At 64.1% G+C, this 24,469-nt stretch carries 24 protein-coding genes and 2 pseudogenes; 13 read left to right on the plus strand and 13 right to left on the minus strand.

Translation table 11 applies throughout. The annotated features are described in order from the left end of the window. Positions 1 to 219: 219 nt before the first annotated feature. Positions 220 to 618 (minus strand): zinc-ribbon domain containing protein, encoded by a 399-nt coding sequence (locus G3446_RS21070; protein ID WP_164454993.1) that lies wholly within the window; start codon positions 616 to 618, stop codon positions 220 to 222. Then, positions 611 to 1,615, minus strand: coding sequence for an acetylxylan esterase (locus G3446_RS21075; RefSeq protein ID WP_245232650.1), 1,005 nt, complete (start codon positions 1,613 to 1,615; stop codon positions 611 to 613). Before G3446_RS21075 ends, G3446_RS21070 begins: the two co-directional genes overlap by 8 nt. 201 nt (positions 1,616 to 1,816) lie before the next feature. Between G3446_RS21075 and G3446_RS21080 the strand changes: the two genes are divergently transcribed. From G3446_RS21080 to G3446_RS21105, 6 genes are all read left to right on the plus strand, one after another. Next, positions 1,817 to 3,586, plus strand: coding sequence for a VWA domain-containing protein (locus G3446_RS21080; RefSeq protein ID WP_245232651.1), 1,770 nt, complete (start codon positions 1,817 to 1,819; stop codon positions 3,584 to 3,586). Between the two features lie 26 nt (positions 3,587 to 3,612). Then, complete coding sequence (locus G3446_RS21085) at positions 3,613 to 5,151, plus strand: substrate-binding domain-containing protein (RefSeq protein ID WP_245232652.1); 1,539 nt, start codon at positions 3,613 to 3,615, stop codon at positions 5,149 to 5,151. Between the two features lie 91 nt (positions 5,152 to 5,242). After that, positions 5,243 to 5,911, plus strand: a complete 669-nt coding sequence (locus G3446_RS21090) for a hypothetical protein (RefSeq protein WP_164454999.1) — start codon at positions 5,243 to 5,245, stop codon at positions 5,909 to 5,911. 955 nt (positions 5,912 to 6,866) lie between these two features. Continuing rightward, positions 6,867 to 9,746: a GGDEF and EAL domain-containing protein gene (locus tag G3446_RS21095; protein ID WP_164455001.1), complete on the plus strand. Its 2,880-nt coding sequence runs from the start codon at positions 6,867 to 6,869 to the stop codon at positions 9,744 to 9,746. Between the two features lie 11 nt (positions 9,747 to 9,757). Then, positions 9,758 to 10,729, plus strand: a complete 972-nt coding sequence (locus tag G3446_RS21100; RefSeq protein ID WP_164455003.1) for a phosphate/phosphite/phosphonate ABC transporter substrate-binding protein — start codon at positions 9,758 to 9,760, stop codon at positions 10,727 to 10,729. Between the two features lie 90 nt (positions 10,730 to 10,819). Beyond that, entirely contained in the window at positions 10,820 to 13,291 is a 2,472-nt protein-coding gene (locus G3446_RS21105) for an EAL domain-containing protein (protein WP_164455005.1), read from the plus strand. Positions 13,292 to 13,610: 319 nt separating this feature from the next. Here the strand turns inward: G3446_RS21105 and G3446_RS21110 are convergent, their stop codons facing one another. Then, entirely contained in the window at positions 13,611 to 14,129 is a 519-nt protein-coding gene (locus G3446_RS21110; protein WP_164455007.1) for a lipocalin family protein, read from the minus strand. 547 nt (positions 14,130 to 14,676) lie between these two features. Here G3446_RS21110 and G3446_RS21115 point away from each other — a divergent pair. After that, positions 14,677 to 15,066, plus strand: coding sequence for a hypothetical protein (locus G3446_RS21115; protein WP_164455008.1), 390 nt, complete (start codon positions 14,677 to 14,679; stop codon positions 15,064 to 15,066). A gap of 245 nt (positions 15,067 to 15,311) precedes the next feature. Here G3446_RS21115 and G3446_RS21120 read toward each other — a convergent pair whose 3' ends face one another. From G3446_RS21120 to G3446_RS29010, 3 genes are all read right to left on the minus strand, one after another. Then, positions 15,312 to 15,674 carry an HlyD family secretion protein gene (locus G3446_RS21120; RefSeq protein ID WP_164455010.1) on the minus strand — a complete coding sequence of 121 codons (363 nt, stop codon included), beginning with the start codon at positions 15,672 to 15,674 and terminating at the stop codon, positions 15,312 to 15,314. A gap of 292 nt (positions 15,675 to 15,966) precedes the next feature. Next, complete coding sequence (locus tag G3446_RS28275; RefSeq protein ID WP_164455012.1) at positions 15,967 to 16,137, minus strand: ion channel; 171 nt, start codon at positions 16,135 to 16,137, stop codon at positions 15,967 to 15,969. A 6-nt stretch (positions 16,138 to 16,143) separates the two neighbouring features. Then, positions 16,144 to 16,311, minus strand: a complete 168-nt coding sequence (locus G3446_RS29010; protein WP_342450175.1) for a hypothetical protein — start codon at positions 16,309 to 16,311, stop codon at positions 16,144 to 16,146. A gap of 20 nt (positions 16,312 to 16,331) precedes the next feature. Between G3446_RS29010 and G3446_RS21130 the strand changes: the two genes are divergently transcribed. After that, the gene (locus tag G3446_RS21130) at positions 16,332 to 17,057 is read left to right on the plus strand and encodes a thiamine pyrophosphate-dependent enzyme (protein ID WP_342450173.1); all 726 of its coding nucleotides are present in this window, start codon (positions 16,332 to 16,334) and stop codon (positions 17,055 to 17,057) included. Continuing rightward, entirely contained in the window at positions 17,054 to 17,320 is a 267-nt protein-coding gene (locus tag G3446_RS21135; RefSeq protein ID WP_164455015.1) for a transketolase C-terminal domain-containing protein, read from the plus strand. Before G3446_RS21130 ends, G3446_RS21135 begins: the two co-directional genes overlap by 4 nt. A gap of 59 nt (positions 17,321 to 17,379) precedes the next feature. Here the strand turns inward: G3446_RS21135 and G3446_RS21140 are convergent, their stop codons facing one another. From G3446_RS21140 to G3446_RS21165, 5 genes and pseudogenes are all read right to left on the minus strand, one after another. Then, positions 17,380 to 18,138: a PRC-barrel domain containing protein gene (locus G3446_RS21140; RefSeq protein WP_164455017.1), complete on the minus strand. Its 759-nt coding sequence runs from the start codon at positions 18,136 to 18,138 to the stop codon at positions 17,380 to 17,382. A gap of 192 nt (positions 18,139 to 18,330) precedes the next feature. Beyond that, a pseudogene (locus G3446_RS21150) lies at positions 18,331 to 19,180 on the minus strand (MgtC/SapB family protein). A 204-nt stretch (positions 19,181 to 19,384) separates the two neighbouring features. Beyond that, on the minus strand, positions 19,385 to 19,606 hold the full coding sequence (locus tag G3446_RS21155) for a hypothetical protein (RefSeq protein WP_164455021.1): 222 nt from the start codon (positions 19,604 to 19,606) through the stop codon (positions 19,385 to 19,387). Between the two features lie 48 nt (positions 19,607 to 19,654). Beyond that, positions 19,655 to 20,095: a fasciclin domain-containing protein gene (locus G3446_RS21160; protein WP_342450174.1), complete on the minus strand. Its 441-nt coding sequence runs from the start codon at positions 20,093 to 20,095 to the stop codon at positions 19,655 to 19,657. Further along, the gene (locus tag G3446_RS21165; protein WP_164455025.1) at positions 20,076 to 20,258 is read right to left on the minus strand and encodes a hypothetical protein; all 183 of its coding nucleotides are present in this window, start codon (positions 20,256 to 20,258) and stop codon (positions 20,076 to 20,078) included. Before G3446_RS21165 ends, G3446_RS21160 begins: the two co-directional genes overlap by 20 nt. Before the next feature lie 424 nt (positions 20,259 to 20,682). Between G3446_RS21165 and G3446_RS21170 the strand changes: the two genes are divergently transcribed. Next, positions 20,683 to 21,711, plus strand: a complete 1,029-nt coding sequence (locus G3446_RS21170) for a sodium:calcium antiporter (protein ID WP_245232653.1) — start codon at positions 20,683 to 20,685, stop codon at positions 21,709 to 21,711. A gap of 264 nt (positions 21,712 to 21,975) precedes the next feature. Here the strand turns inward: G3446_RS21170 and G3446_RS21175 are convergent, their stop codons facing one another. Both G3446_RS21175 and G3446_RS28280 read right to left on the minus strand, forming a co-directional pair. Next, on the minus strand, positions 21,976 to 22,239 hold the full coding sequence (locus tag G3446_RS21175) for a ferredoxin reductase domain-containing protein (protein WP_245232654.1): 264 nt from the start codon (positions 22,237 to 22,239) through the stop codon (positions 21,976 to 21,978). Between the two features lie 177 nt (positions 22,240 to 22,416). Next, a complete protein-coding gene (locus G3446_RS28280) occupies positions 22,417 to 22,872 on the minus strand; it encodes a hypothetical protein (protein ID WP_245232655.1) in 456 nt (151 codons plus the stop codon). Between the two features lie 396 nt (positions 22,873 to 23,268). On the opposite strand from G3446_RS28280, the pseudogene G3446_RS29015 reads away from it, so the two are divergent. The 3 genes and pseudogenes from G3446_RS29015 to G3446_RS21185 form a co-directional block, all read left to right on the plus strand. Further along, a pseudogene (locus tag G3446_RS29015) lies at positions 23,269 to 23,442 on the plus strand (rhodanese-like domain-containing protein); the annotation flags it as partial. A gap of 149 nt (positions 23,443 to 23,591) precedes the next feature. Next, the gene (locus tag G3446_RS28285; protein ID WP_245232656.1) at positions 23,592 to 23,942 is read left to right on the plus strand and encodes a rhodanese-like domain-containing protein; all 351 of its coding nucleotides are present in this window, start codon (positions 23,592 to 23,594) and stop codon (positions 23,940 to 23,942) included. A 142-nt stretch (positions 23,943 to 24,084) separates the two neighbouring features. Further along, a complete protein-coding gene (locus G3446_RS21185; protein WP_164455029.1) occupies positions 24,085 to 24,348 on the plus strand; it encodes a glycine zipper domain-containing protein in 264 nt (87 codons plus the stop codon). Positions 24,349 to 24,469 lie beyond the last annotated feature (121 nt).

Below are 24,469 nucleotides of genomic sequence, written 5' to 3' on the forward strand. Positions count from 1 at the left end.
GAGCGTCAGGGCGACCTCTTCAACGACGATTTCGACGATCCGATCTCCTTCTGAAAGACCTCAACGCGGCGGGCCGAGACCCGCCGCAGGCCCCTGCCGCCCCCCACAACGTCCACTTCCCCCGGGGCCACCGGCCCGCCCCCGAAAAAGCGCGTTCATCACCTCACACTCGTCCACCTCCCACCATTGCTTCACCGGAGTGCCTAGGCTGGGAAGGACTCACACTCTCATCGCGAAACAATTCGAGAAACGGGCGGGGAAACAATGTGAGAGACAACACTCGCTCGGCCTGGAATGCTTGCGCTTGTGCCGGCATGCACGGCAACGCACGGCCGTCGCGTTGATGTTCCCCTTGGCGACCTCGTACCACCACTTCTGACGCTCGGCCGGCCAGATCTCCTCCTTGCCGCAGTCGCGACAGACGACGACCGTGTCGAGATAGAAACGCGGGAGGCCACCATCGTTGTTGTTGTGCGCCAGCTCGGCCCTGTCGGCTGGCACCGCATCCGGCGGAGGTGTCACCTCCGGGTCGGTCGGGTCGATGGGCGCGCGGCACTTGATGGGGGTGGCTATCCTGCGCGCGAGGGCGTGTGCCTCCTTGGAGCGCTGGCTAGTCATCGCTGTCCGCTCGGTTGGCGGGCGTCGCGCAAAGCGGGCGGGAGAAGTCGGTCAGTGCCTCGAGCAGCTCCCGGTCCTGGCGCGCCCGCGAGGGGTAGTCGAAGTGTCCGGCCTCCAGCACGAAGAGGTGCTTCTCGCCGGGAATGGCGTTGTAGACTGCGAACTGGCCTGGCGGCGCGACCGCGGGGTCGAAGCGTGCGGCCGCGATGTGCATGGGCTGCTGAATGTGCCATGCCGACAGGGCCGCATCGAAATAGCGCAGGGCGTCCGGCATCTGTCCGTGCTCTTCAGCAAAGCGCTGTACTGCTGCGCCGCTGCCGACGGTCGGCAACTGCAAGCGCAACGGCTGATGCCCGAAGCTGGGGACATTGAGGTGGCCGCGCGCGAGGCGCGGATCCCAGGCCAAGGCCATGGCGCCGAGGCCGCCGCCGAAGCTGATGCCGAGATAGCCCAGGTGTCCCGCCAGGGCCGGATAGAGCTGGAGCAGGGCGGTGACGCCCGTCCAAATATCATCTACGCAGCCGCCGAGGATGTAGCGGTCGCGCAGATGGATATCGTGCAGCACGTGCCAGATCGGATTCTCCGAGATCGGCGGGCGCCGACTCAGCCCGATGCCGCGAAAGCAGGGCACGAGGTAGACGCCGTCGGGATAGGGAAGGTCGAACGGCGGGGCTGCGATCCCGCCATAGCCGTGACCTAGGACGAAGCCGCAGCGCGGTGGCTGGCTGCGGGGCGTGAGCAGCCAGCCGCGAATCGAAAAGCCCTCGCTCGAGTCATAGGTGAGCGTTTGTACGCAAAAGTCCGGGTGCGTGAGCTCTGAGGCAGCGAGTCGCGGATTGGGGGCCACTGTCAGTGCCCGCGCATAGCGCGCTTGCCAGAAGCGCTCGAAGTCGGCCGGCGCTTCCGGAGGGGCGACCGACAGCAGCTGGTCGAGGTTGTAGCCGTAGCTCGGGTCGAAGGGATAGTCGTGCTCGAAGGTCATGTCGGGCCTATGCATTCATTCTGTGGCCGAGGATGTTCTCTCGCGGCCGAGCTTAGCGGCATGTGACGCTGGTCCCAAATCACCAGACGGTAACGGAGCCAGCTTCGCGCGGTAATAAAACCGTCTTATTCCTTTGCAATACTCCAGGCCCACAGACGGCAGCGGCGCTGCCGCCCATCCCGCTTGCCGCAGCCGGAGGACTTGATGGTCACAGGCATGACGCGATTTCTTCTCGCCGCCGCAGTCGCGGCTCCATTGACCCCGCTCGGCGCTGACGCCCTGGCCGCAGAGCCAGACAGCCTCTGCCCGCCTGCGTCCGATCAGGTTGTCGTCCGCTTCACCTACGGATCGGAAAAGAAGAGCTGGATCGAGGAGGTGACGCCAGCCTTCAACGCGCAAGGCGAGAAGACCGCCTCCGGCAAGCGCATCTGTGTCGAGTCCATTCCCAAGGGCTCGGGCGACAGCGTGAATGAGATCAAGAAGGGCGCGGCCGGCCCCGACGAGGTCCACGCCACCAGCCCGGCCTCCGATCTCTACGTGAATCTCATCAATTACGAGTCTTCGCAAGAGCAGGGTAAGGATCTGCTCAAGGTCGAGGGCTTCTTGGTGTCGTCCCCCGTGGTCATCGCCGCCTGGGATCCGGTGCTGGATGCGCTGGGTCCAAGGGACGCGATCGGCTGGGCGCAGATCTTCAAGCGGGCCAGCGAAGGCAGCTTCCGTTACGGTCAGACCAGTCCCGATAGCTCAAACAGCGGCTTGTCCGCCCTGGTCGCTCAGTTCTATGCGGGCGCGGCCGCCGAGGCCGGCCGCCGCGTGCCCAGGCTGTCCATGGCCAAGGTCGAAGATCCCAAGGTCCGCGATTTCGTCGCCAAGGTCCATGAGAGCGTCATCCACTACGGGCGCTCCACCGGCTTTTACGCCGAGAAGATGCGCGAGGGCGGACCTCAGTATGCGGATGCAGCCGTCATCTACGAGAGCGACGTCATCCAGGCCAATAACAGCATTCGTGAGAAGGGGCTGGGCTACCCCAAGCTCGAGGCCATCTACCCGAAGGAAGGGACCTTCGCGACCAATCATCCCTTCACCATCGTCAAGCGCGACTGGGTCGACGCCGATGAAGAAGAGGGCGCCAAGCGCTATTTCGCCTATCTGATGTCGCCCCAGACCCAGGCGAAGGCGCTGCAATACGGCTTCCGCCCAAGCGTTCCGCTGGACATCGACCCCAACATCTACAGCTTGGTCTGGAATGCCGAGAACGGTGTGGCGCCTTTCGACACCATCCACAATTTCCTGGCAACCCCTGGCGGGAATGTCATCAAGGCTATCCGGGATGCCTTCAGAGCCATCAAGAACAATTCGCACGTCGTCCTGGTGATCGACCGCTCCGGCAGCATGGATGCGCGGCTCTTCGACAAGGAGCGCGGCGAGCAGCGCTCGCGGATGGAGATGGCGGTCGAGAGCGCCAATCTGCTCGCGCAGACACTGCAAGACAAGGATCGCCTGTCGCTGCTGTTCTACGACTACAAGGTCCAGTATTCGGACCTGACCCCGAAGGGCCAGCCGATCCAGATGGACGCCGCCGGCAAGGAGAAGCTGGCGGAGGCGCTGGCGAAGGTCCGCCCCGCTGGAGGGACCGCGATGCGCTCGGCCATCGAGACGGCTTGGCAGGATATGTGTCGGGCCATCAAGGCCGATCCCTCCGATCATTCCATTCGCGTGCTGGTGGTGCTGACCGATGGGATCGACAATTCCTCGACCGTCTCTCAGGCCGCGCTGGTCGAGAAGATCGGCTACACGGAGCCGGATGGCAAGGGCGGCTACCTTGGCGACGGGACCTGCAAGATCCCAGTCTTCGGTATCGCCTTCGGCGGCAAGGCGGACGACAGCGCTCTGAAGGCGGTCAGCGCCGCGGCGGGCGGTGAGACGCGCCGTGGCGACTCGGCCGAGATCCGCGACATCTTCAAGCGGTTCAGCGAGCTGCTCTGAAGCACCGCATCCCTGGAGAAAGGCTCATGCACGCGCTCGACAGCAATCCCCAATGTCCGATCTTCGCCTCTGACGGCCCCTTTATGCCGCTGCGCCGCTCGGCCTCGCTGATCCAGGCGCTGCTGCTGTGCGGTCTCGTCGTCTTCGGGGGGCTGCTCGGCAGCGCGCAGGCAGCCGACAAGCTCTTCAACTTCGGTGACCTCAACGTCGACCTCTCTAAGGTCCAAGCCAAGCCGGGCTCCTCGGGGAGCGCGGCCCAGACCACCCCGGCGAAGGAGTCGCCCGCCCAGCAGCTGCCGAGCACGCCCGAGAGTCCGGCGCCGGCCGTGCTCCCCAGAGACGGACAAGAATCGATCGGGGAGACCGTCAAGCGCCAGGCAGTCAGGGTTGCGCCCGTCGCGATCCGCGCCGACACGCCTGGGAAGCAGCGGGTGGTGTACCCGGTGCGCGAGGATCGCTCGGTGATCGAGGTCAAGATCGCCGCCGGCTCCGAGAAGAAGGACTGGCTGGAGGAGGCAGCACGCCGATTCATGGCCGATACCGCGCGCAACAGCGTCAACGGCAAGCCCATCCGCCTGGTCATCGACAAGATCGGCTCGACCGAATCCGCCACCCTCATCGCAGAGGGCACGACCCTGCACAAGGGGCGGAACGAGTACCAGGTCTGGGCGCCGGCCTCGAGCATCTTCCGCAATGTGGTCGAGGAGTCCTTCACGGGCGGTAAGGTCTTCGAGACGGACGAGTCGATCGCCCGCAGCCCCATGGTCTTCGTGACCTGGGAGCCTGTCCAGAGCGCCATCGACCAGATGACCCAGAAGTCGATGAGCTTCGACACCATCACCGAAATCTTCTCGCGTGAGCTGAGCGGCGAGGTCATCGACCCGAACGGACGCAACTTCCAGTTCGGATTCACGCGTCCGCAAGACTCCAACAGCGGCGCAGTGGCCCTGATCACCATGGCCTACGAGTTCTTCGCCAAGGATCGCGGTCGCTACAAGATCCGGATGGAGGACCTCAAGGATCCCGATTTTCAGGCCTACCTCGCGTTCATCAAATACATGTCCGACCAGACCAAGGACAGCACCGGCAAGCTCGCCGAGCCCCTGATGCAGGCTGGCTACGGTGGCCAGCCGCTATCATCCGTCTACGTCTACGAGAATCTTGCCGTGAAGCTCGCCTTCATCCGTAAGGTCAACGACCCGAACGGCACCAGGCCGGTCATCCGCTATCCCAAGTACAACCTGGTCTCGGATCACCCCTATTACACCTTGCGGCACGGCAATTCCCGCGAGCAGGTCGAGGCCGCGCGCCGCTTCAAGGACTATCTGCTGACCCGCGACATTCAGCTGCTCGCGCTGCAGAAGGAGGGCTTCAGACCGGTCAGCACCGACATCTCCAATCAGGAGATGAGCGAGGTGCTCGGTGACTTCGTGACCGTGAACGGACTCATCCCGGATCTGATCAAGGCGTCCCAGATTCTCATTCCAGCCCAAAGCGGCGAGGTCATCATGGCCCTGATCCGCAGCTATCAGGAGCTTGGTGATCCCGTCGGCCCCAACCTCTGAGTGCATATCAAGGTGCGGGCAGGGCCCATGAGTGCCCTGATCACGCCCTAAACCAGATCAGGACGCCAATCACGAGTCCCCGGAGGACAGCATGAGCCAACGTATTTTCAAGCCATCCCTGGTCGCGGGCTTGCTCGCACTCAGTATCACGCTGCCCGCGGCGCACGCCACCAGCTTCGGCGACTATCTCAAGAAGCTCGGCGCCTTTTCCTTCGGAGGAACCGAGTTCGACACCTCCGACATGGAGGGCAACCAGAAGGACTGGGCCGATCGCGAGCGCTGGGTCAAGGAGGCGCTGGACAAGGCCTACCAAGCCTTGGCACGCTCGGACAAGGACGTCAGCCTCTTCGATTTCCAGAACTACTACAACGTCCTGTCCATCGAGTGGACACCGGAGTATCTCACCGACCCGGCGAATATCGGCAACCTCAATGCCTACGCGACCTTCACCGAGTACCTTTCGCGCTACCTCAAGGTGAAGCAAGAGCTGATCACCAAGATCGCCGAGCTGAATCGGCACTACGCCGTGCTCCAGCAGGTCGACCCACGCCAGCTCACCGGCCCCTTCCAGCTCAACACCAGCGGTCAGGTGCAGTCCTACACCCAGCAAGCCGCTGGCTCGGTGGACGCCACCGCGCACCAGGCCGCCTTGGCCACCTCTGCGGGCGCCGTCGAGAAGTACACCGCCGAGCTGAACCGGGCCATCGACTACGGGGTCGACCTGGAGCGCTATTTCAAGCGGGCCGCTGGTATTCAGTAGTCGCCCGGGCGACGGTCGTGACAGGTCGACGAACCACAGGGGCGATCGTCATGGCCGATCGCGCCCAAGTACCCTCGGTCTCTCGATGCGACTGGCGAGTTCTCGGCAGACAGCGGGTGCCTGCGGTTGTTGCGGGCTGGCGGTCAAGCGTGCTCCCTTCGCTTGGGACAGAAAGCTCGGCTGACGCCTCGGTGATGTGGGTGATCCAGTCGGGTGAACGGGGAGGACACAGCGCGCGTCGTCCCGCTTGAGGGCGATCGCCGGACGCTGCCTGCCCGCGTGCTTCCCCTGCTTGGCATTCCCATTTCATCCTTGGTTCGCTTCTGATCTTGGCGAGTCCGTGGTCCACGAAACCGGGCAGCGAGGCTCCCGAGAGCTCGGTGCAATAACGGCGGTTTCCCAGACGAGCGCACCACAGAAGCCTGCCTGAAGAGGCGCGGCTAGGCACCGCCATACCTCGGCGACCTCATCTGCCTGGTGCCCAGCGCGCTTTCAGTGCGTGCCTAAGGCGATTTCTGTCAATGTTCATACCGCCTGACTTGTCTCGAGACCCGCCTTCCGTGTCGCGCCGACAGTCACATCGCTTGGCTATGCTCCTGTCGGCACTCCTTGAAGGCGAATCTCGATCCGGCGCCATCTGGTATGAACCTTTCCGGCAATCGCCTAAAGCAGCGATCGACTGTTGCATTCTGTGATCCCGATCCTCTTGGGTTAACCGGTTCGTCATCTGCATTGGATAGCCTCATTGGTGAGGGCCGGCGGCTCTTGCACGATCCAGGTGGGCTTGGTGCTGAGGACGTGGGACTGAGCGTGTGGCGCGCCGCAGCATAAGGCGCGTATGCAATTGCCGGTATGGGCAATGCCCGCGCGGGGGCCGAAGGCAAAGCTCAATTTGCCAAGGGTCCGGTTGTCGCGTGGCAAGTTACCACCGCGCTGATGCGCTACGGAGCCCGGGATGATCGATTCTGTCATCAAGAGGACGACAGCACGCAGTTTGCGCGCTCGCTATGTGATCGGGCTGACTGTCATTGCGCTCCTGGTTACCGCCTCGTTCATGACGATGCAGCGCGTGGTGTCCGAGCAGCGCAATTTCACGCGGCTGGTCAACCTCTCTGGCCATCAAAGCGGGCTGGTCAACCGCGTGGCCTACTTTGCAAGTGAGATGGCCTGGGCGAAAGACCCTGACGAGTTCGAAAAGGCCCGTGCGCAGGTCGGACGAACCATCAACAGGATCCACGATGCCCACAGGCTGCTGCGCGAGGGATCCGTGGAGGCCGGGATTCCCCGGGTCTCCAGCGAGACCCTCGAGGCCATTTACAACGATCCCATGGTTGGCCTCGACTTGGCCATGGAGCGATTCCTGGCCCGCGCGCGCATCGTCTACGACACTGCGATGGATGAGCTTGGCCCTAGCTCTGCTGCATTCGTCTTCCTCAATGTCTATGGGCCCCATGTCTTGGAGCCGCTGCTCGATGCGGCAGTCGACGAATACGAGAATATTGGCCGCGACGCCATTCTGCGTATCGAAAGACTCGAGCAGGGGATCTGGGGGGCGACGCTATTGACCCTTCTGTTGGAGCTATTGGTCATCTTCCGTCCCCTGGAGATTCGGGTTCGTCAAGCTATTGACTCGCTGGAGGAGACGGTCGCAGAGCGCGAGGAAACCCGTACCCGCCTGGTTGCCGCTCAAGCGCTCGCGCTGGTCGGTGACTGGCAGTGGAATGCACAGACTGGACGGCTGGTCTGCTCGGAGCAGACCTATCGGATACTCGGTGTCGATCCAGATCACTTCGAGCCGAGCTTGGAGGCAATGGAGACCTTGCTTCAGCCGGAGGATCGTGCGCATTGGCGTCTCAATATCGAGCGCGCGGCCGTCCAGACCGAGTCGGGAGCCCTCGCATTCTCCTGCCGGATCATGCGACCGGATGGCGGGGAGCGGGTCGTCCATCAGCAGATCATGGCGCGGCGAGATGCCAACGGGCGTCCAATCGGTCTGGTGGGGACTATCCAGGACATCACCGAGCGCCGCGAGCTTGCGACGCGTCTGCAAAAGCTCTCCCAGCATGTTCCCGGCTTCATCTACCAGTACGAGATGCGCAAGAACGGTACATCGCGCTTTCCTTACGCCAGCCAGGGCATCACGGAGCTTTACGGCGTTTGGCCGGAGCAGGTGCAAGAGGACGCGGCCATTGTTTCGCAGCGCATCCATCCCAAGGATGTCCAGCGCATCAGTAGCTCGATCTTCCTCTCTGCGCGCGAGCTTTCGGTTTGGAGCGACCAGTATCGCGTCCAGCATCCGACCCGAGGTGAGATCTGGGTCGAAGGTCATGCGACACCAGAGCGCCTCGGTGATGGTGGCACGCTCTGGTACGGCTATATCTGGGAGATTACCGAGCGCAAACGGGCGGAAGACCAGATTCGCGAGCTGGCGCTCTACGATCCGCTCACTGGGCTGGCCAACCGTCGCCTGCTGCGCGATCGCTTGGAGCGCGCTTTGGCGGCGGCGCAACGCAGCGCCAAGCTCGGGGCTGTGCTTATGCTGGACCTGGACAACTTCAAGACCCTCAATGATACGCAGGGGCACGACATTGGAGACGCGCTGCTGCGCGAGGTGGCTCACCGAATGAGCAAGACTGTGCGGGCCTGCGACACAGTGGCCCGACTCGGTGGCGATGAGTTCGTCATCGTGCTCGAGGGACTCAGCCGCCAAGAAACTGAAGCCCGCACTCAAGCGCTGCGCATCGCCGAATCCGTCCATCGATCAGTGAGTCAGCCTTATCACCTGGGCGAGAAGGAGCAGCCCTACCAAACCAGCGTCAGCATCGGGGTTGCTTTCTTCGAGGATGCCTCCGGCGGTGTCGACGACCTCTTGCGTCGGGCAGACATCGGCATGTTCGAAGCGAAGGAGGCCGGACGCAATCGGATCTGCTTGTTCAGCGAGCAACGCCAGCGTGCGATCAACTCACGCACATCGCTGCTGCAGGACCTGCGCCAGGCACTTCAGGAGCGCGAGCTCATGCTGTACTACCAGCCGCAGTTTCTTCCCAGCGGTGAGCTGTGCGCAGCCGAAGCCTTGCTACGCTGGCAGAATCCGTCAGGTGGCTTTGTGACACCCGGCGAGTTCATTCCACTCGCGGAGGAAACAGGCTTGATTGTGCCGATCGGCGAGTGGGTGCTAGAGATGGCCTGCCGGCATCTATGCGCGCTGGAGGATTTCGCACTGCCCGAAGGTTTCTCGATTTCCGTCAACATCAGTCCCCGCCAGTTCTCAGATCCAGGCTTCCTCGACAAGGTGCGCGACGCGCTCGCGACGTACGGCGCTCCGGCGCAGCGCCTCAAGCTCGAGCTGACCGAAAGCAGTCTCTTCCAAGACATGGCGCACGCCACACGCGTGCTTGGCGAGCTGCGTGCTGTTGGGCTTGGGATCGAGCTCGACGACTTCGGCACGGGCTATTCCTCCCTCAGCTGTCTGAAGTCGCTGCCCCTCGATGCCCTTAAGCTGGACGGCTCTCTGGTGCGCGATATTGCGGGAGATGCGCGGGACTCGGCCATCGTGAGGGCGGTGATCGCCATGGCAAAAACGCTGTCTTTGCAGGTCATTGCTGAGGGTGTCGAGACCCAAGAGCAGCGTGCCTTCCTTGCGCATGAAGGCTGCGACAGGCTGCAGGGCTTCCTGATGGCGCGACCCATGCCGTTCGAGCACTTCTGCGCCCTTCTGGAGCCAGCCTCGCAGTGCCGACGTATTGATGGCGCTGCCGATCAGACGCATCGGTTCGCCGTCTTGTCAGGTCGCGAGTCCCCCGATGGCTTGCTCGATCCTGTCGTGAACGGATAAGGGTCCAAGCCATGGCTGAGCGTGGCTCGCGTAAAGTGGCGACGCGCTTGGTCGATCAGACGAAGCGCGGATGGCGCTCCTGCGTTTCGGGGCTATTGACGATGACTGTTCTTGCTCAAGTCGCCGCGGCAGAGCCTTTTCGGCTAGGGGTCATCAACGAACGCCCGGATCGTCCAAGCTTCGCCTTAGAGCAGTATGCGCCTCTTGAGGCCTACCTCCATGCGCGTCTCGCCGAACGCGGTTTCGCGACCACGGGCGAAGTCGTGATCACCCGTGATCTGGACGAGATGTCCTCGCGCGTCGAAACGGGCGCCGTGCAGGCTGTTCTTGAGGGGGTGATGCCGACGCTCAAGCTGCGGCAGCGAACTGGGCGACTGGACGTTCGTCTGCTGCTCTGGCGAAAGGGGCAACGGCAATACCATACGGTGTTCTTTGCGCGCCGGGACAGCATGATTGAGCGCCTCGACCAGCTTCGCGGCAAGACCATTGTCTTCGAGAGCCCGCGATCGACATCGGCTTACGATGTTCCGCGTCTTGCCCTGATCGAGGCGGGGCTGAACCTGGTATCGGCGGTAGGGAATGGCGTCTCCGACGGACACAGCCCGCGTGATGTGCGATTTGTCTTCGCTGGGTCAGAGTTGAATCAAGCGTACTGGGTTCATGCGGGCCGCGCGGATGCGGGCGCGTTCAACGACGGTGATTGGGAGCGTGTGCCAAAGACGATCCAGTCAGAGCTGCGGATCTTCCACGAGACACCGCCGATTCTGCGCTGGCTGTTGTCATTCACGGCAGTGGTCGATCCTGATGTCCGTGATGCAGCTGTCGAAATCCTGCTCTCTATGGACAAGGATCCAGAGGGGCGTGCCGTCCTCCAAGCCGCCTCGCGCATCGCAAAGATTGAGCGCTTGACCGATGCGGATCGTGCCAGTCTCACCTACTGGGAGCAGGCCCTGCGACGGCTCGGCTCGATGGCGATTGAATGATGACTTGTCTGCCAGTGTGGCGGCAACCGCAGGTCTGGCGCATGCGGGCGGACGTAGGGTGACGCGGCGATGAAAGGCGCGCTCCGGCGGTTGAGCACCAAGTATGCGCTCGTCATCGCAGCAGTGCTCCTGCTTTGCATGGCGCTCGTGCTTATGCTCGCGGGCTACTTCGTGTTTCGCGGAACAAACGACCTACGCGGTGAGCTTTCCGACTCTTTCTCGGCGTTCCAAAGCGTCAACGATCTGCGCACGCTGCGCGCAAGCAGCACCTATCTGGGGCAGCGCCTGTTCGACCCGCTCTACAACCTGGATGTGACCGCACTAAACGCGGAGATCGCGCTGATCAGCGACTGGCTGCAGCCGCGCTCCGTTTTCATCCTGGACGACCAGGGACGCCTTGTTACCGATGGAACCCCGGCCAACCCCGATCATGGCCGAAAGGAGCGCATTCCCGAAGCCTTGGCGCAGCAACAGTCCGTGATCGAGCCGGCGGAGGATGGCAAGCGGATCTACTTCCGGATCGTGCATGAGGGCAGCGTGATCGGCTACGCCCGCATCGCTTTTTCAAACGATCGTCAGCGCGCCTTGCTTACCGAGCTGCACAAAACGGTCGAGGTTGCCTGGCAACGCTTCGAGCAATGGTTCCTTTCCATCGGTGCGGTTGGATTTGCCGTTGTCGTCCTAGTGAGTCTGGGCGTCGCCTGGCGTTTGTCCATCTCGCTTTCGCGACCCCTGCGCGAGATGAGCCGCGCGGCTGAGCAGTTCGCTTCTGGCAACCTGACCCATCAGCTGCCGGCGCAGGCTGACGATGAGCTCGGACGCTTGGCGAGCTCGCTCAATCGCATGGCGAAGGATCTGCGGCGTGCCGGGCGTCTGCTCATGCGCGCTCAAGAAATGGCCTCCTTCGGGAGCTGGGAATGGCGTCCGGACCAAGAGAGTCTGCATCTCTCGCACGGCGTCTACGCGATTTTGGGGCTGGTGCACGGGTCACATCCTTGTGCAATCGCGGACGTACTAGAACGCTCGGTGCCCCCGGACCGCGACCGCTTTGAGAGTCTGCTTCGAGGTCGGTTTGAAACACCGGTTTCCTGCGAGCTGCGCATTCTTCGCGAGGATAGGCAAATGCGAAGCGTGCTCGTCAAGGGTGAGTCGGAGCGTTCCGAAGACGGGCGGCTGATCGCGAGCTTCGGAACCATTCAGGACATTACCGAGCAGCAGCAGGCGCAAGCGCAGCTTACGCGCCTTGCAAACTTCGATGTCTTGACCGGACTGCCCAATCGTAATCTCTTCTACGACAGGTTGCGTCAGGCGCTGCGCAAAGCACAGCGTGAGCAACGCCAAGTCGCGCTGTTGTTCCTCGATCTGGATCGTTTCAAAGAGATCAACGACGCGCTGGGGCACGACGTGGGGGACGCGCTGCTGCGGGCGGCGGCACAGCGCCTGCGGGAATGTATGCGAGATTCGGATACCTTGGCGCGGATGGGCGGTGACGAGTTTGTATTGATGATCGAGGATTTCTCCGAGCCAACGACACCCTCGACCGTTGCGCGCAAGCTGCTCGGCGTTTTAGGCGCGCCCTTCAGTCTAGCCGAGCGCGAGCTCTTCATCTCGGCCAGCGTCGGAATCGCATTGTTTCCGCAGGATGCCAACGATTTGGAGACGCTCATCAAGCACGCTGACATCGCCATGTACGCCGCTAAGGAGCAAGGAAAGGGTGCGTTTCACTTCTTCACGTCCGAGCTGCAGCGAGTGGCGAGCGAGCGACTGGCGCTCGAGCAGCAGCTGCGCCAGGCGATCGAGCGCGCGGAGCTGTACTTTCATTTCCAGCCACAAGTCCGTGCAGCCGACAGTCGTCTTGTCGGAATTGAGGCACTGCTGCGCTGGGGGCGCGACGAAACTAGTGTGTCGCCGGCGCGCTTCATTCCTGTCCTAGAAGAGACCGGGCTCATTACCCGGGTGACGGAACAGGCGCTGCGCGAGGCGTGCACTGCGCTCAAAGCATTGGAGGTTCGCGGGCTGGCGGATCTGCGGGTTGCCATTAACCTCTCTGCCCGACAGCTTAAACAGCCAGATCTACTCGGACAGATTCAATCCGTGCTCACAACGTACGAAGTCCGCGCGAAGCAGCTTGAGGTTGAAATCACCGAGAGTACGCTGCTGGACGACGCGCAATGCCAAACGAACGCGGCACAGCTGAGTACACACGGCGTCCGACTTGCCATCGATGATTTCGGCACTGGCTACTCATCGCTCACCTATCTGAAACGTTTCGATGTCGATGCGCTCAAGATCGACCGCTCATTCATCGCTGACCTGCTGCTTGATGAAGACGATGCCCAGATCGTTGGCGCAGTCATTGGCCTGGCACAGGGGCTAGGGATCGACAGTGTCGCCGAAGGCGTCGAGGATCTAGCGCAGCGCGCACGGCTGGAGTCCCTTGGGTGTGATTTGATCCAGGGCTACCTCATTGCGCGTCCCATGTCGCTTGACGAGCTGCTGACATGGACTGGCAATGGGGGCTCGCCCGACAAGTCGGACGTGATGGCGAGAGACCAAGGGTAGACCGCGACCGATCATGCGAGCATCGAGACAAGGGGCTCCTCGTAACCGTTTGGGTAGCGCCCCTAGTTGTTTGTCTCCAACCCGGTGTGACGCTTCGCGGTACTCGAGTGCTGGTTTACCAAGAAACCCGCACGTGGTCGAGTCGGTGGTGACGTCTCGATTCACTCGGGTCGGTTGAGATGCTCTGCGCGGCGACGTCGTCGCAGGGGCTTGGCCTTCTTGGCGCTGGATCGGGCTCGTCGACGGACGGCTGCGGGCACGCGTGCAGCGAGAGACGGGGGCTAGCATAGGTTGATGCTGAGCATCGGCGCTTGGCGTGTCAGGCCGCAACGCCTTGCGGCGTGGGTTTGACGCGCGCCGCATCATAGCCCTGTGCCGCGGCGATCGCCATGGCTCGATCGTATTCGATCGGGTCGAGGCGCGGCGTGCGGGCGATCAGCCACAGGCGCCGACGGCTCGGCGTGCCCATCAGCGCCCAGCGGTAGTTCGGGTCGAGGCCGATGACCCAAAGATCCCCGCGAATCAGGTTGAAAAACGTCAGCACCAGCTTCGAGCCGCCCGCGTCCGCGGGCAAGACCCGTCCGTTTACCTCGGTACGCCGCATGCCCGCGTTGGCATTGTAGGAGATCGTTTGAACGCCGATGCGCCCGTCAGGCCGCTTCGCATAGGTGGCACTGACGTTCACGCTGCACCGCCCGAATCCGTCCGCCTCGAGATTGGGCAGTCGCGCGACTTCGAGCCAGGTCCCCAAGAGGCGATCGAGGTCGACCTCTGCCACGGTTTCGGGCGCATGCCGGGAGGCAGCGGAGCCGCCCGGGAGGGCGTTGCGCAAGGCCATCACAATGTCTTTGATCATGACACGGCAGTTGGGCGCCCATCGCGCGGAAGCAAGTGGCTGCGCTCAGACGTGCGCGATGGAGCGCGATTCAGAGACGCGACTGAGCCCATCGGCAGACGCCCGGCGCGGCCGACCCGTTTCCCTTTGCCTGTGACGGGGATCGCCGATTCCGGAGCTTCATCAGTTAGCGCGCGGCCTGATGTCCTGCACAGCGTCGCGATCCCTTGGCAGCGATGCGTTGCGGGGACCAGGCTGCCCCGATCAGAGAGAGCGCCCCGCGGATGGTGCGTCGTGACCAAAGACCCATGACCCAAGTCAGGTTGAAACGGCTGGTCCGGCCGATCTACGCTCTTGAGCAGTCTCCTGGGGCCAGGACGACTGAGCGAACCTCGGCGCCGCCCCGTATCCATACACCACCTCAGCCCGCTGCGGGCACGGAGGCGAGATGGGCGCATTGCCGCCACCGGTCGAAATGTTCCGCGCCGAAGGCGATCCAGCGCATGCCGATCCCCCGTCTGATGCTCCGCGCGTCTCGGACAACCCGGCCGTGGTTGAGATTTGGACCCTACGCCTCAGGCTCATCCTGACTCCGGCTCTGGCCGGCGCTGTGGCCCTGGCGATCACCCTGGCCCTGGTCCCCGCGCCACGGATGGCCCCAGAGCTGGTCCGATTGCTTCACAGCATGGTGCTGATCAAGGGGCTGATTGCCGTCGGAGCTGCAGCCCTCGTCTACTGGCGCCTTGGACGGCCACTGCGCTCCAGGCTGGCGTGGAAGTACATCGCCTGTCTCGCGCTGAGTGCTGCCGCACTTGGATGGCTGTGGGGCCTGTCTTGGGTGCCGGTCGGCGGGGCGCTCTACTGGGCCGGGTTGATCGGACTGCTGCTGGTGGCACGTCGGGATCCGCTCCTGGCGGACGTCACCTGTCGGTCCGAGTGAGCGACCCTTGCGGGAGCGGCGCCCGACCAGCTCGTCGGCGTCCCCCGCGCCCGATGTGTTGAGGACGGGAGCCGAAGCGGGAATGGCTGCACGTCCGCGCTTGGGGCATTCGCCGCCAACGTGAGCCTATCGCAGGACGGCCAAAGCACAACTGGGTGCTCCATCGTCGCTCAAGCCGTCCTGGTGGGCGATGCCCCAGCCGATGCTGTCGACGACGCCGGTCAGCGGGGCGTCCGGATAGCTCATCAGGGCGATGATGGCCGGGTCGCGGCCTGGATACGGCCCACCAGGGTCTCGCGGAAGTAGCCGTGGACCCAGAAGCTGTTGACGTCCACCAGTGCCGCCACCGGTTGGTTGGCGACCGCCTGGCTGCCGAGGCGCAGGTTCAGGTTGGTGATGTAGCCGTCCACCGACGCCTTGACCTGCGTGAAGTCCAGGTTCAATTGGGCGGTCTCCAGCGCGGCTTTGGCGGCCCGCGACTGGGCGTTCTCGTCACCCGCGGCCCCCAGGCTCGCCTCGGCGCTCGCGAGCTCCGCTTGGGCTTGTGCCTTCGCGGACTTGGCTTGAATCAGCGCCGACTGGGCCTTGACGAGGTTGGCCTGGTCCACGTCTTGGGCGGCCTTGGCGCTGTCGAACTGGCGCTCGGAGATGTCGCCCTTCTTGACCAGCTGGTCGCGCGCTCGAAATTCGCCTTGGTCTCGATCGACTCAGCCTCGGCACTCTCCACCGCTGACTCGGCCTGGTTGATCTGGGAATCGCTCCGTTCGAGGCCAGAACCATCAGGCCGATGGTCTGCTGCGGCCGCAAGAACCGTTCGTTGATATCGCTGAGCAGCGCCGTCAGCCCCAAAATGGCCGCGACGGTCAGAAAGGTGCGCATGCGAAGGTCCTCGTGGTGCGTCTAATCGCCCTGGGCCATGCCCCTCCAGCTCCGTTGCACGATCAGGAACAACAGCGCGGTTGTCCAACCAATCAACACGACGCCGATCAGCGCCTCGATCCCGCTCAACAGGCGCCAATCGTGCTCCACCGGCGTAACGTCGCCATACCCTAGGGTAGTGAAGGTCACCACGGAGAACTAGGTCGCCTTCTCGAAGGTGGCCAGGTGCTCGCCGGGTAGCACCAGCAGGTATGCAAGCGCCCACAGAACGACCTCGATCATATGCAGCATCAGCAAGACCAGCGCGGGAAAGGTCACCGCCGGCACTGCGCCAGCGCGATAGCGACCTCGAGGGATATCCGACACCGGCGAATCCCTGGACGCCGATCTCCACTGGGTCTCTGGTTCAGGGGCTTGCCGCGGCGAATGGAATGGCCATCGCGAAGCGGCTGAACGGCATCGCGGTGCGCATCTTTGGTCTCATGGGCGACGGCGAGCGCTCGGAAGGTGCGGTCTGGGAGGCCGCTCAGCTTGCCGTCGACAAGCGGCTCGACGGCGCGGCTGCGATCGTCGACGCCAATGGCCTGGCGCAGAGCGGACCTGCTCCCTACGCGCATGACACCTCCGTCATCGCCGGGCGCTTCAGGGCCTTCGGATGGAAGGCACTGGAGATCGATGGTCACGACTTCGGTAAGATCCTCCGTGCCCTGGAGCAGACCCGTGATTCCGAGCCAACGGCGATCGTCGCCACGACGATCAAGGGCAAGGGCGTGTCATTCCTCGAAGGCGCGACGGGCTGGCACGACAAGGCGCTCGACGCGGCGGAGTGCGTCCAAGCCTTGCGCGAGATCGCGCCCGCGGACCAGGGTGTCGAGGTCGATACCCGCTTCCTCAGCCCCAGTACCGCCCGGAGCTCGCCTCCGCTCGCGCTCCCCACCAGGGTGGACTACGTGGTTGACGATCAGGTCGCGATGCGCACCGCCTTCCGCAGTGCCCTGACCAAGCTCGGCATGCACTTTCCGGATCGCGTCGTCCTCGACCGTGACGTCAAGAATTCCACCAAGACCGACCGCTTCGCGGATGAATACCCCTGGCGCTTCATCCCCGCGTGATCGATGCCAACTCCATCGAGCCTCTGGATGTCGAGACGCTGCAACGTGCGGCGCGGGAGACCGATGGCGTGCTGGTGATCGAAGATCATCACCGCAACGGCGGCCTTCGCGAGGCGGTCGCGGCTCAGGTCGGACGCTTGGGCCGCGTCTTCCACCTTGGTGTGACTGGAGCGCCGCACTCGGCGACACCGGAGGAGCTGCTCGAGCGTCATCGTCTGTCGAGCAGGGCTATCGAGCGCGAAGCCTCCGCCCTGGCTGCCTGAGGCCTCAAGGCTGGCTCCAGCCGTGCGAGCCGCTGCGCCTGCGCACACAGCTGGTCGCCTCAGTTTCGATCGCGCCTGGCCCGCGGCCTGCCGTAGTAGTTGTAGAGCACCGTCTCCGCCTGATCGTTGATCGGTGCTTCCAGATCATAGGGCGGTGCCTTCTCGAGCTGCTCTGCCGTGACGTCCAGCCTGAGGTCATGGTCGATCCAGCTCACTTCGGTGATCCATTCGCTGGCGAGCAGCAGCTTTTTCGAGAAGGGCAGATAGGAGGTGTCGAGCACCAGATAGCGAATCCCCCAGCGCTTGTCCTCGATGATGAAGTCCGCGATATGACCAGCGCCTTGGCCTTCGGGCGTGCGAGCCTTGTAGCCGAGAACCTCGTCGACCGATCTCACGTGGGTCTCGGCTTCTGGAGTCTCCTCGGGGGGCTCGCCGGGCTGTTCGTGGGGGACCATGAGCTCCGGGTAGCCATAGTTGCCCCAGAGCCCGCTGCCGACCCAGTAGTAGGAGGTCGCGAAGAAATCGTGATAGGCCCTTTCGTAGCGACGTGAGACCGGTGCGTCGGCGTCGAGTGGCGGACACTCCTCGATCTGCTTGCGGGTCAGTCGGACGGGAATCGCCTCTTCCTCCCAGCTTGCCTGCTCGAGGTATGCTAGGGAGACGAGGACCTTGCGCCCGAGCAGCCGCGGGCCGGTGCGGGCGACCATGTAGCGCAGCGTCCACTGCTCGTCATCGAAGAGAAAGTCGCTGCAGCGACCGATCTCGCCATCGGTTGCGACCAGGCGGTATCCCTCCAGCTCGACCAGGCTTCGAAGCATCTTGACCTCCTGCGCGTTCTGCGCTCCAAGCGATCTTCATGGCTCAAGCTCGCATCTGTCGTGCCAGTAGGGCGTAAAGGCGGCCGCTCGGCTGGCCGACCCCGACATCCAAGGCATGTCGGGGAGTAGCCAAAGCATGGCGAGCGCGGCTCCAGCGGAGAGCGTCAAGGGTGGGCCGACCCGCAGCGCGAGTCAGACCGAGCCGCTGAGTCCGCATAGGCCGCTCTTGAAGGCGGCATTGCTTAGGATTGCAAGGACGAGGGCGGACGCGGCGATCCTATCCGGCCCCGATGCGGCGGCCGTGCGCCCGACGGACAGCGTGATGGCATTGACGTCGAGCAGACCGGCGATGCTCGCCACGGTGAGGAGACCTGCATCGCCGAAGCTCTCGCGTGCGCTTGCGGTCAGGACCGCGACCAGGGTGAGCAGCACCGCGAAAACGCAGTGCCAGGCCGAGCGCCAGCGGATTGTCGACCTGAAGCTCAGCGACGTGCTTCAAGCGCTCGCGGCGGAGCCAGAAGCCGAGGGCCGGAAGGCCGATCAGCGCCGAGATCGCCAGCAGCGGCACTGTCAGACGCAGCGCGAGCTCCGTGTCGATCGCGGCGCAGATTGCGGGCACCCGCGGTGCCAATGTGGCATTGGCGATGAGCACGCCGGCGGTAACGAGTTGCAGATCTGCGCTTTGACGGGATGCCAGCTTCGCGAGCCGAACGGTCGTTGCCGCGGATGAGGCGAGTCCACCGAGGAAGCTGGTGATGGGAATGCCTTTGTCGGGGCCGAGGATCTTGACCGCGAAGTAGCCGACATAAGAGATGCCGGCGATCAGGACTACCAGCCACCAGAGCGCGTAGGGGTTGACGATCCCACCCGGACCCAAGTTGCGATTCGGAAGGATCGGCAGGATGACGAGCGCCAGCAGGAGGAGTTGCAGGGTGGCCTGCAGCTCGGTGCGGTCGAGGTTTTCGACCCAAGCATGGAGCTGGGGCTTGAATCCGGGCAGCAGGCTGGCGGCGACCGCTGAGATGACCGCCGTTGGGATCATGTCCAGGGTTGCCAAGGCACCGAGCGAGAAGGCGAGGAGGGCGGCGACGAGGCTGGTGGTCCCGGTGTCGTCGCTGCTCCTCAGGCTCAGCGCTTATGCCGTAAGGAAGATCGGCGCGAGCGCGGCGAAGACCCAGCCGAAGATCTCGGGCTCGAGTCGCGTCGCCAAGATCCCTGTCGTGCCACCGAGAAGACCGATGAGACCCTAGGTTCGCACCCCCGCGGCATGGCGCGAGGCGTCCTGCTTCAGCGTCGCACGCCAGCCGCGCTCGACTCCGAAGAGCAGGCCAATGCCCAGCGCGGCCCCCAGCCCGATCATGGCGGGCATTTCCTCGGCGGCGATGCTCGCGCTCGCAATCATGGTGCGCGACTGACTGAGGCGTTTCTGTGCATGGGCGGACAGGGCAAGACCGACGCGGCCGAGCATCCGGGCCGCAGGCCCGGATGCGACCTTGGGCGAGGGCTTGCGCCGGCATCACATCAACACCCGATCGACGACATGCACGATGCCGTTGCCGGCCGCTAGGTTGCCTTTGACGACTTCGGAGCCGCCATAGCGCAGGTTTGGCCCAGGACCGGACGCGAGCGCGACCGCGTTCCCGTCGATCGTTTCCACCTCATCCATCTGCATCAAATCCGTCATGCCGATGCGGCCTGAGACGATATGCCGGCTGATAAGCTTCGACATCGCCTCGTCGTTCTCCATGAGCCGTTGCCGTTGCGCCTCAGACAACTGATCGAAGGCCGAATCGAGTGGGACGAAGATCGTGTAAGGACCCTTGCCTTTCAGCCGCTCGTCCATTCCGATGGATTCGATGGCGAGCTGAAAACGCGTGAACAGCGCCGAGTCGCCCGTGATGTCGATAACCGTCGATCCGGGTGCTGCTTCGGGCGGCTCATAAGGTCGTAAAGATATCCGGCGGCTCGTAGTTCTCCAGCCCCGCCTCCGCGCGAGCCCGGGTCTCTTCGTCGGCGACTTTGCTGCCGATCGAGAGGGCAGCCAAGGGGCCGAGCGTAACGACCAGGAGTAGAGGGACAGCAACCGAATATTGCTGGTAGAAGGGATTCTTGTCAGCCATCGTCTGTTACCTCCAACATGTGCGTTTACGCGATCGATCGCGCGGTGCGGGTGGTATCCGAGCCCCAGTCGAGGATCTGGCTCAGGTGCATCGACCCTTGGCTGAGACGACCGCCCCAACGTGTTGGGACGACCGCCGCTCATGGTCGGAGCGGCTGTGCGTTCGACTGCTTGGCTGTAGGGTACGCAGCCGGCATGCCAGGGCGGGGCATTGCGCCTCGGGCGTCGTGGCAGGATTGAATTCCTGCCTGTCGGGCTCGGAGATCATGGCGTGGGCTGGTGCCTTTGATCCGCCCGGTCCGGGATATGCCCCGTCACGGGACTTCGGAAGGTGCGATGGCCCCCCAAGACGCGCGCTTGGTCGATCGACAGAAGGCGTTGGACCGAGCACGATCGATGCGGCTCTCAGGGCCCGAGGAGGCAGTTTGACCGAGCTTTCACTCACGACAACCTTGATCGTCTTCACCCTGGGGGCCGCCGTGATCGGGCTGGTCGGGGTCAGGCTGACACGCTTCGCCGATGAGCTCGCGGACCTGACCGGGCTTGGCGAAGCCGTCTTCGGCGCCGTTCTGCTCGGCGCCAGCACCTCTTTTCCCGGGATCGTCGCATCCGTGACCGCCGCCGCATCCGGTCACGCGGAGCTGGCCGTGAGCAATGCCGTGGGCGGCATCGCCGTGCAGACCGTCTTTCTCGTCGCCGCCGACCTGGCTCATCGGCGCGCGAATCTGGAGCATGCAGCGGCCTCGGTGCCCAATCTCATTAGTGCCGCGCTGCTATGCGGTTTGCTCGCCCTGCCGCTCATGGCCTCCAACGGCCCGAGCTTCACCCTGCTCGGGGTACACCCGGCCTCCTTCCTGCTGCTCGGGATCTATGTCTTCGGGCTGCGCATCGCCTCTCAGAGCCGCGACGCGCCGGGCTGGCGCCCGGTTCGCACGCGCGACACGCTGGAGGACAGGCCCCAACGGACGTTCGCGAGAAAGCGCAGTGCCACGCGGCTGTGGCTGGCGTTCGCTGCCAGCGTCGCCGTCGTCGGCGTCGCCGGCTGGCTGGTGGGGATCTCGGGGCTTGCACTGGTCCGCCACACGGGTCTCTCCGAGACTCTGGTCGGGAGTCTCTTCACCGCCACGGCAACCTCGCTGCCAGAGCTGGTGACCGCGGTCGCGGCGGTGCGACAGGGCGCCTTGACGCTGGCGGTCGGTGGCATCATCGGCGGCAACACCTTCGACGTGCTCTTCCTGGTCTTCGCCGATGTGGCCTATCGCGAGGGCTCCATCTATCACGCCATGGGGGCGCAGCCGCAGTTCCTCATCAGTCTCTCGATCCTGCTCACCGCTATCTTGCTGCTGGGGCTGATTCGCCGCGAGCGGCGGGGTGTCGCCAACATCGGCTTCGAGAGCCTTGCTGTGCTCGTGTTCTACCTCATGGGGCTCTCTGTCCTCGTCTTCGGCGGATAGGTATGCCCAATGTCTCTTCCGCCAGGGAGGCCGTGGAGACCCTCTCCGGTCAGACCGGTCGATCTAGAAGAAGCTGCCAGCCTCCAGCCTCCAGCCTCCAGCTGCCAGCCACCAGCGGCCAGCTTAGGGCTCGGTTGCGGAGCCGCTTTCAGCCCTTCTGAAGCCCAGCCAAGGGGGAGCGATTGGTCGGCTCTAAGATCCAGCAAGCTGATGGTATTCAATTGCTCGAGGCTGATGGCTGGAAGCTGAGCGCGCGATTCAAGGTCAACGCTCGTAGACGAGCCGATCCGGGTGCACCCCCAAGCTCAGCAGGTGCGCGTTGATCGCTTCGACGAAGCCGGCTGGCCCGCAGACGTAGAAGAGTTGTTCGGGATCGTCGATGTGCGCGGCCAGGAAGGTGGCGTCGGTGTGACGTCCTTCGTGGCTCGGGTCGTGCTCGTGGGTGTAGGTGAGCACGCAGCGCTCGCCAAGATAGTGCTCGAGCTCTGCACGGCAGATCACGTCCTTCTCGGTCTTATTGGTCAGCAAGAGCTGATGACCGTCAAGGGCGGTCTTTCCAGGTCCGCCGCCTTCGGCTAAGCGCCCTGCAACGGTGCTTCTGCACCGGCCATTCGCTCAAAAGGACCGTTCGACCCGCCTTGTTGCGGAGATGGACCGGTCTCGTCCCCGCGTTGACGCGGCCACCGCGCCTGGTCCATGACTTGCTCACAGGCTGTGACTTGGCTCGCGCGCGGGATTCGCTTGGTCCCTTCCGATGTCGCCGTCATGGCGATGGGAGACGAATCGGCAGCCGGCGATGCCCGCGCGCGGAGCAGCCTCAGCCCAGGAGACCACCCTATGTTCTTCAAGCAGTTCTATCTGGAGAGTCTGGGCCACGCGTCCTATTTCGTCGGCTCCGAGGAGACCGGCGAGGCCTTCGTGCTCGACGTCCGCCGCGACGTGGACACCTATTTCGAGACCGCGCGCGAGCAAGGCATGCGGGTTCGCTACGCCTGTGACACGCACCAGCACAACGACTATTTGACCGGGATCTGCGAGCTGCCCGATCGCGGCGACATCGAGCTGCTCGCCGGTGCCCGCGCCGAGCTCGGGTACAGGGTGACCCCGATGGAAGACGGTGAGCGCCTGGAGAGGGGCGAGGTGTCCCTCGAGTTTCTGCACACCCCCGGACACACCCCAGAGCACATCAGCCTCGTCCTCACCGACCGTTCGCGCGGCGACGGGCCCGCCATCTTTTTCTCAGGCGGGGCGCTCCTAGTGAGCGACCTCGCCAGGCCGGATCTGCTCGGCGGGGAAGAAGAAGCGCGCCATAGCGCCGAGGCTTTCTGTCAAACGCTGCAAAGCAAGGTGCTGACGCTACCGGACTTCGTCGAGGTCTATCCGACTCATGTCGCGGGCTCGCTCTGTGGCGGGAGCATCGGCAGCCGCCTCTCGACGACTGTGGGCTACGAGCGGCGGATGAGCCAGCTGCTGGCGCGCCTTTCGGACGTCGATGGCTTCGTGGGGCAGTGCATGGATCTAGCGGATCTGCCCTCGGTGCCTCCCTACTGGCCGCGTATGCGCAAGCTCAACAGCGCGGGGCCGCCCCGCCTCGGGGTGCTCGCCGACCCGCCGCCGCTCGGCGTGGATGAGGTCGATCGGCTGCGACGCGACGGCGTCACGGTGCTCGACTGCCGCTCGCCCGAGGACTTCACGGCTCACATTCCAGGTGCGCTCAATGTTGGTGTCGGAACCTCCTTCGCGACCTGGGCCGGGAGCGTCGTGCCCGACGATCGGCCCATCGTGCTGGTCCTGGAGCAGCCGAGCGACCTCTGGGAGGTCTCTGCTGGCAGCTGCTGCGCATTGGCTACGAGCTTCCTGTCGGCTGGCTGGCGGGTGGCATGCTCGCCTGGCGGACCGCAGGGATGCCGATCGACATCCTGCCGCAGTGGACGGTCTGGGAGCTGCGCGATCAGGTCGAGAAGGCGTGCGATCTCATGGTGCTGGATGTGCGTCAACCGGCGGAATGGAGCGCCGGGCGCATCCCCGAGGCCGTGCATATCACGGGGGCCGAGATCACCCGCCGGGCCGACGAGATCCCCAAGGACCGGCCGGTCGCGGTCGTCTGCGGGAGCGGTTTTCGGTCTTCGGTCGCCGCCAGTGTCCTCAAGCGCCGGGGCCACAAGGCGGTGTTCAACGTGCTCGGCGGCATGACCGGCTGGGAGGCAGAGGCGCTACCAGTCGTGCACTGAGCTGACCCAGCCGATGGACGCTCCGCCGCTGGAGTTGCGGATCGCTGTCCGTCGGCCGGGCACGGATGCGCGGAGGAGGGGTCGAAGCACCTGTGCGCCCAACGCGCAAACGAAGCGATTCACCGAACAGAGAGGACCGACCATGAAGCCAATCAACACCGCACTCGTCCTGACGGGTGCCCTGATCCTTGCCGGTTGTGGTACCACGACGGGCCAAAGGAGCGGGAGCGGCGCGCTCCTGGGTGGCGCAACGGGGGCTGCGATCGGCTCTCTCAGTGGAGATGCCGGAAAAGGCGCACTCATCGGCGCGGGCGTCGGGGCCGCAGGCGGCTACATCTACGATCAGGATCAGAAGGCGCGCGAGAGGCAGCGCTACGACGACAGGCGCCGGCGAAGCTATTACTGAGCCGAGGAGGGGGTGGCGATCTTCGCAGGTGACGCAGCTCTGGCCATATCGTTACCCATAAGTCCCACTCACGGATCGTTGCGCCTCCAAGGCGAGCACAAAGTCGGCTGCGCGCTGCAGA

Source organism: Thiorhodococcus minor (genome assembly GCF_010820565.1).
Taxonomy (GTDB): Bacteria; Pseudomonadota; Gammaproteobacteria; order Chromatiales; family Chromatiaceae; genus Thiorhodococcus; species Thiorhodococcus minor.

Excerpts from the sequence above, each read along its gene's own strand:
- G3446_RS21085 (WP_245232652.1), top strand. The coding sequence starts at position 3,613 with ATGCACGCGCTCGACAGCAATCCCCAATGTCCGATCTTCGCCTCTGAC.
- G3446_RS28285 (WP_245232656.1), top strand. The coding sequence starts at position 23,592 with ATGCTCGCCTGGCGGACCGCAGGGATGCCGATCGACATCCTGCCGCAG.
- G3446_RS21070 (WP_164454993.1), bottom strand. The coding sequence starts at position 618 with ATGACTAGCCAGCGCTCCAAGGAGGCACACGCCCTCGCGCGCAGGATA.
- G3446_RS21095 (WP_164455001.1), top strand. The coding sequence starts at position 6,867 with ATGATCGATTCTGTCATCAAGAGGACGACAGCACGCAGTTTGCGCGCT.
- G3446_RS21155 (WP_164455021.1), bottom strand. The coding sequence starts at position 19,606 with ATGCTCGGCCGCGTCGGTCTTGCCCTGTCCGCCCATGCACAGAAACGC.
- G3446_RS21100 (WP_164455003.1), top strand. The coding sequence starts at position 9,758 with ATGGCTGAGCGTGGCTCGCGTAAAGTGGCGACGCGCTTGGTCGATCAG.
- G3446_RS21080 (WP_245232651.1), top strand. The coding sequence starts at position 1,817 with ATGACGCGATTTCTTCTCGCCGCCGCAGTCGCGGCTCCATTGACCCCG.
- G3446_RS21185 (WP_164455029.1), top strand. The coding sequence starts at position 24,085 with ATGAAGCCAATCAACACCGCACTCGTCCTGACGGGTGCCCTGATCCTT.
- G3446_RS21110 (WP_164455007.1), bottom strand. The coding sequence starts at position 14,129 with ATGGCCTTGCGCAACGCCCTCCCGGGCGGCTCCGCTGCCTCCCGGCAT.
- G3446_RS21140 (WP_164455017.1), bottom strand. The coding sequence starts at position 18,138 with ATGCTTCGAAGCCTGGTCGAGCTGGAGGGATACCGCCTGGTCGCAACC.
- G3446_RS21075 (WP_245232650.1), bottom strand. The coding sequence starts at position 1,615 with ATGCATAGGCCCGACATGACCTTCGAGCACGACTATCCCTTCGACCCG.
- G3446_RS21165 (WP_164455025.1), bottom strand. The coding sequence starts at position 20,258 with ATGGCTGACAAGAATCCCTTCTACCAGCAATATTCGGTTGCTGTCCCT.
- G3446_RS21090 (WP_164454999.1), top strand. The coding sequence starts at position 5,243 with ATGAGCCAACGTATTTTCAAGCCATCCCTGGTCGCGGGCTTGCTCGCA.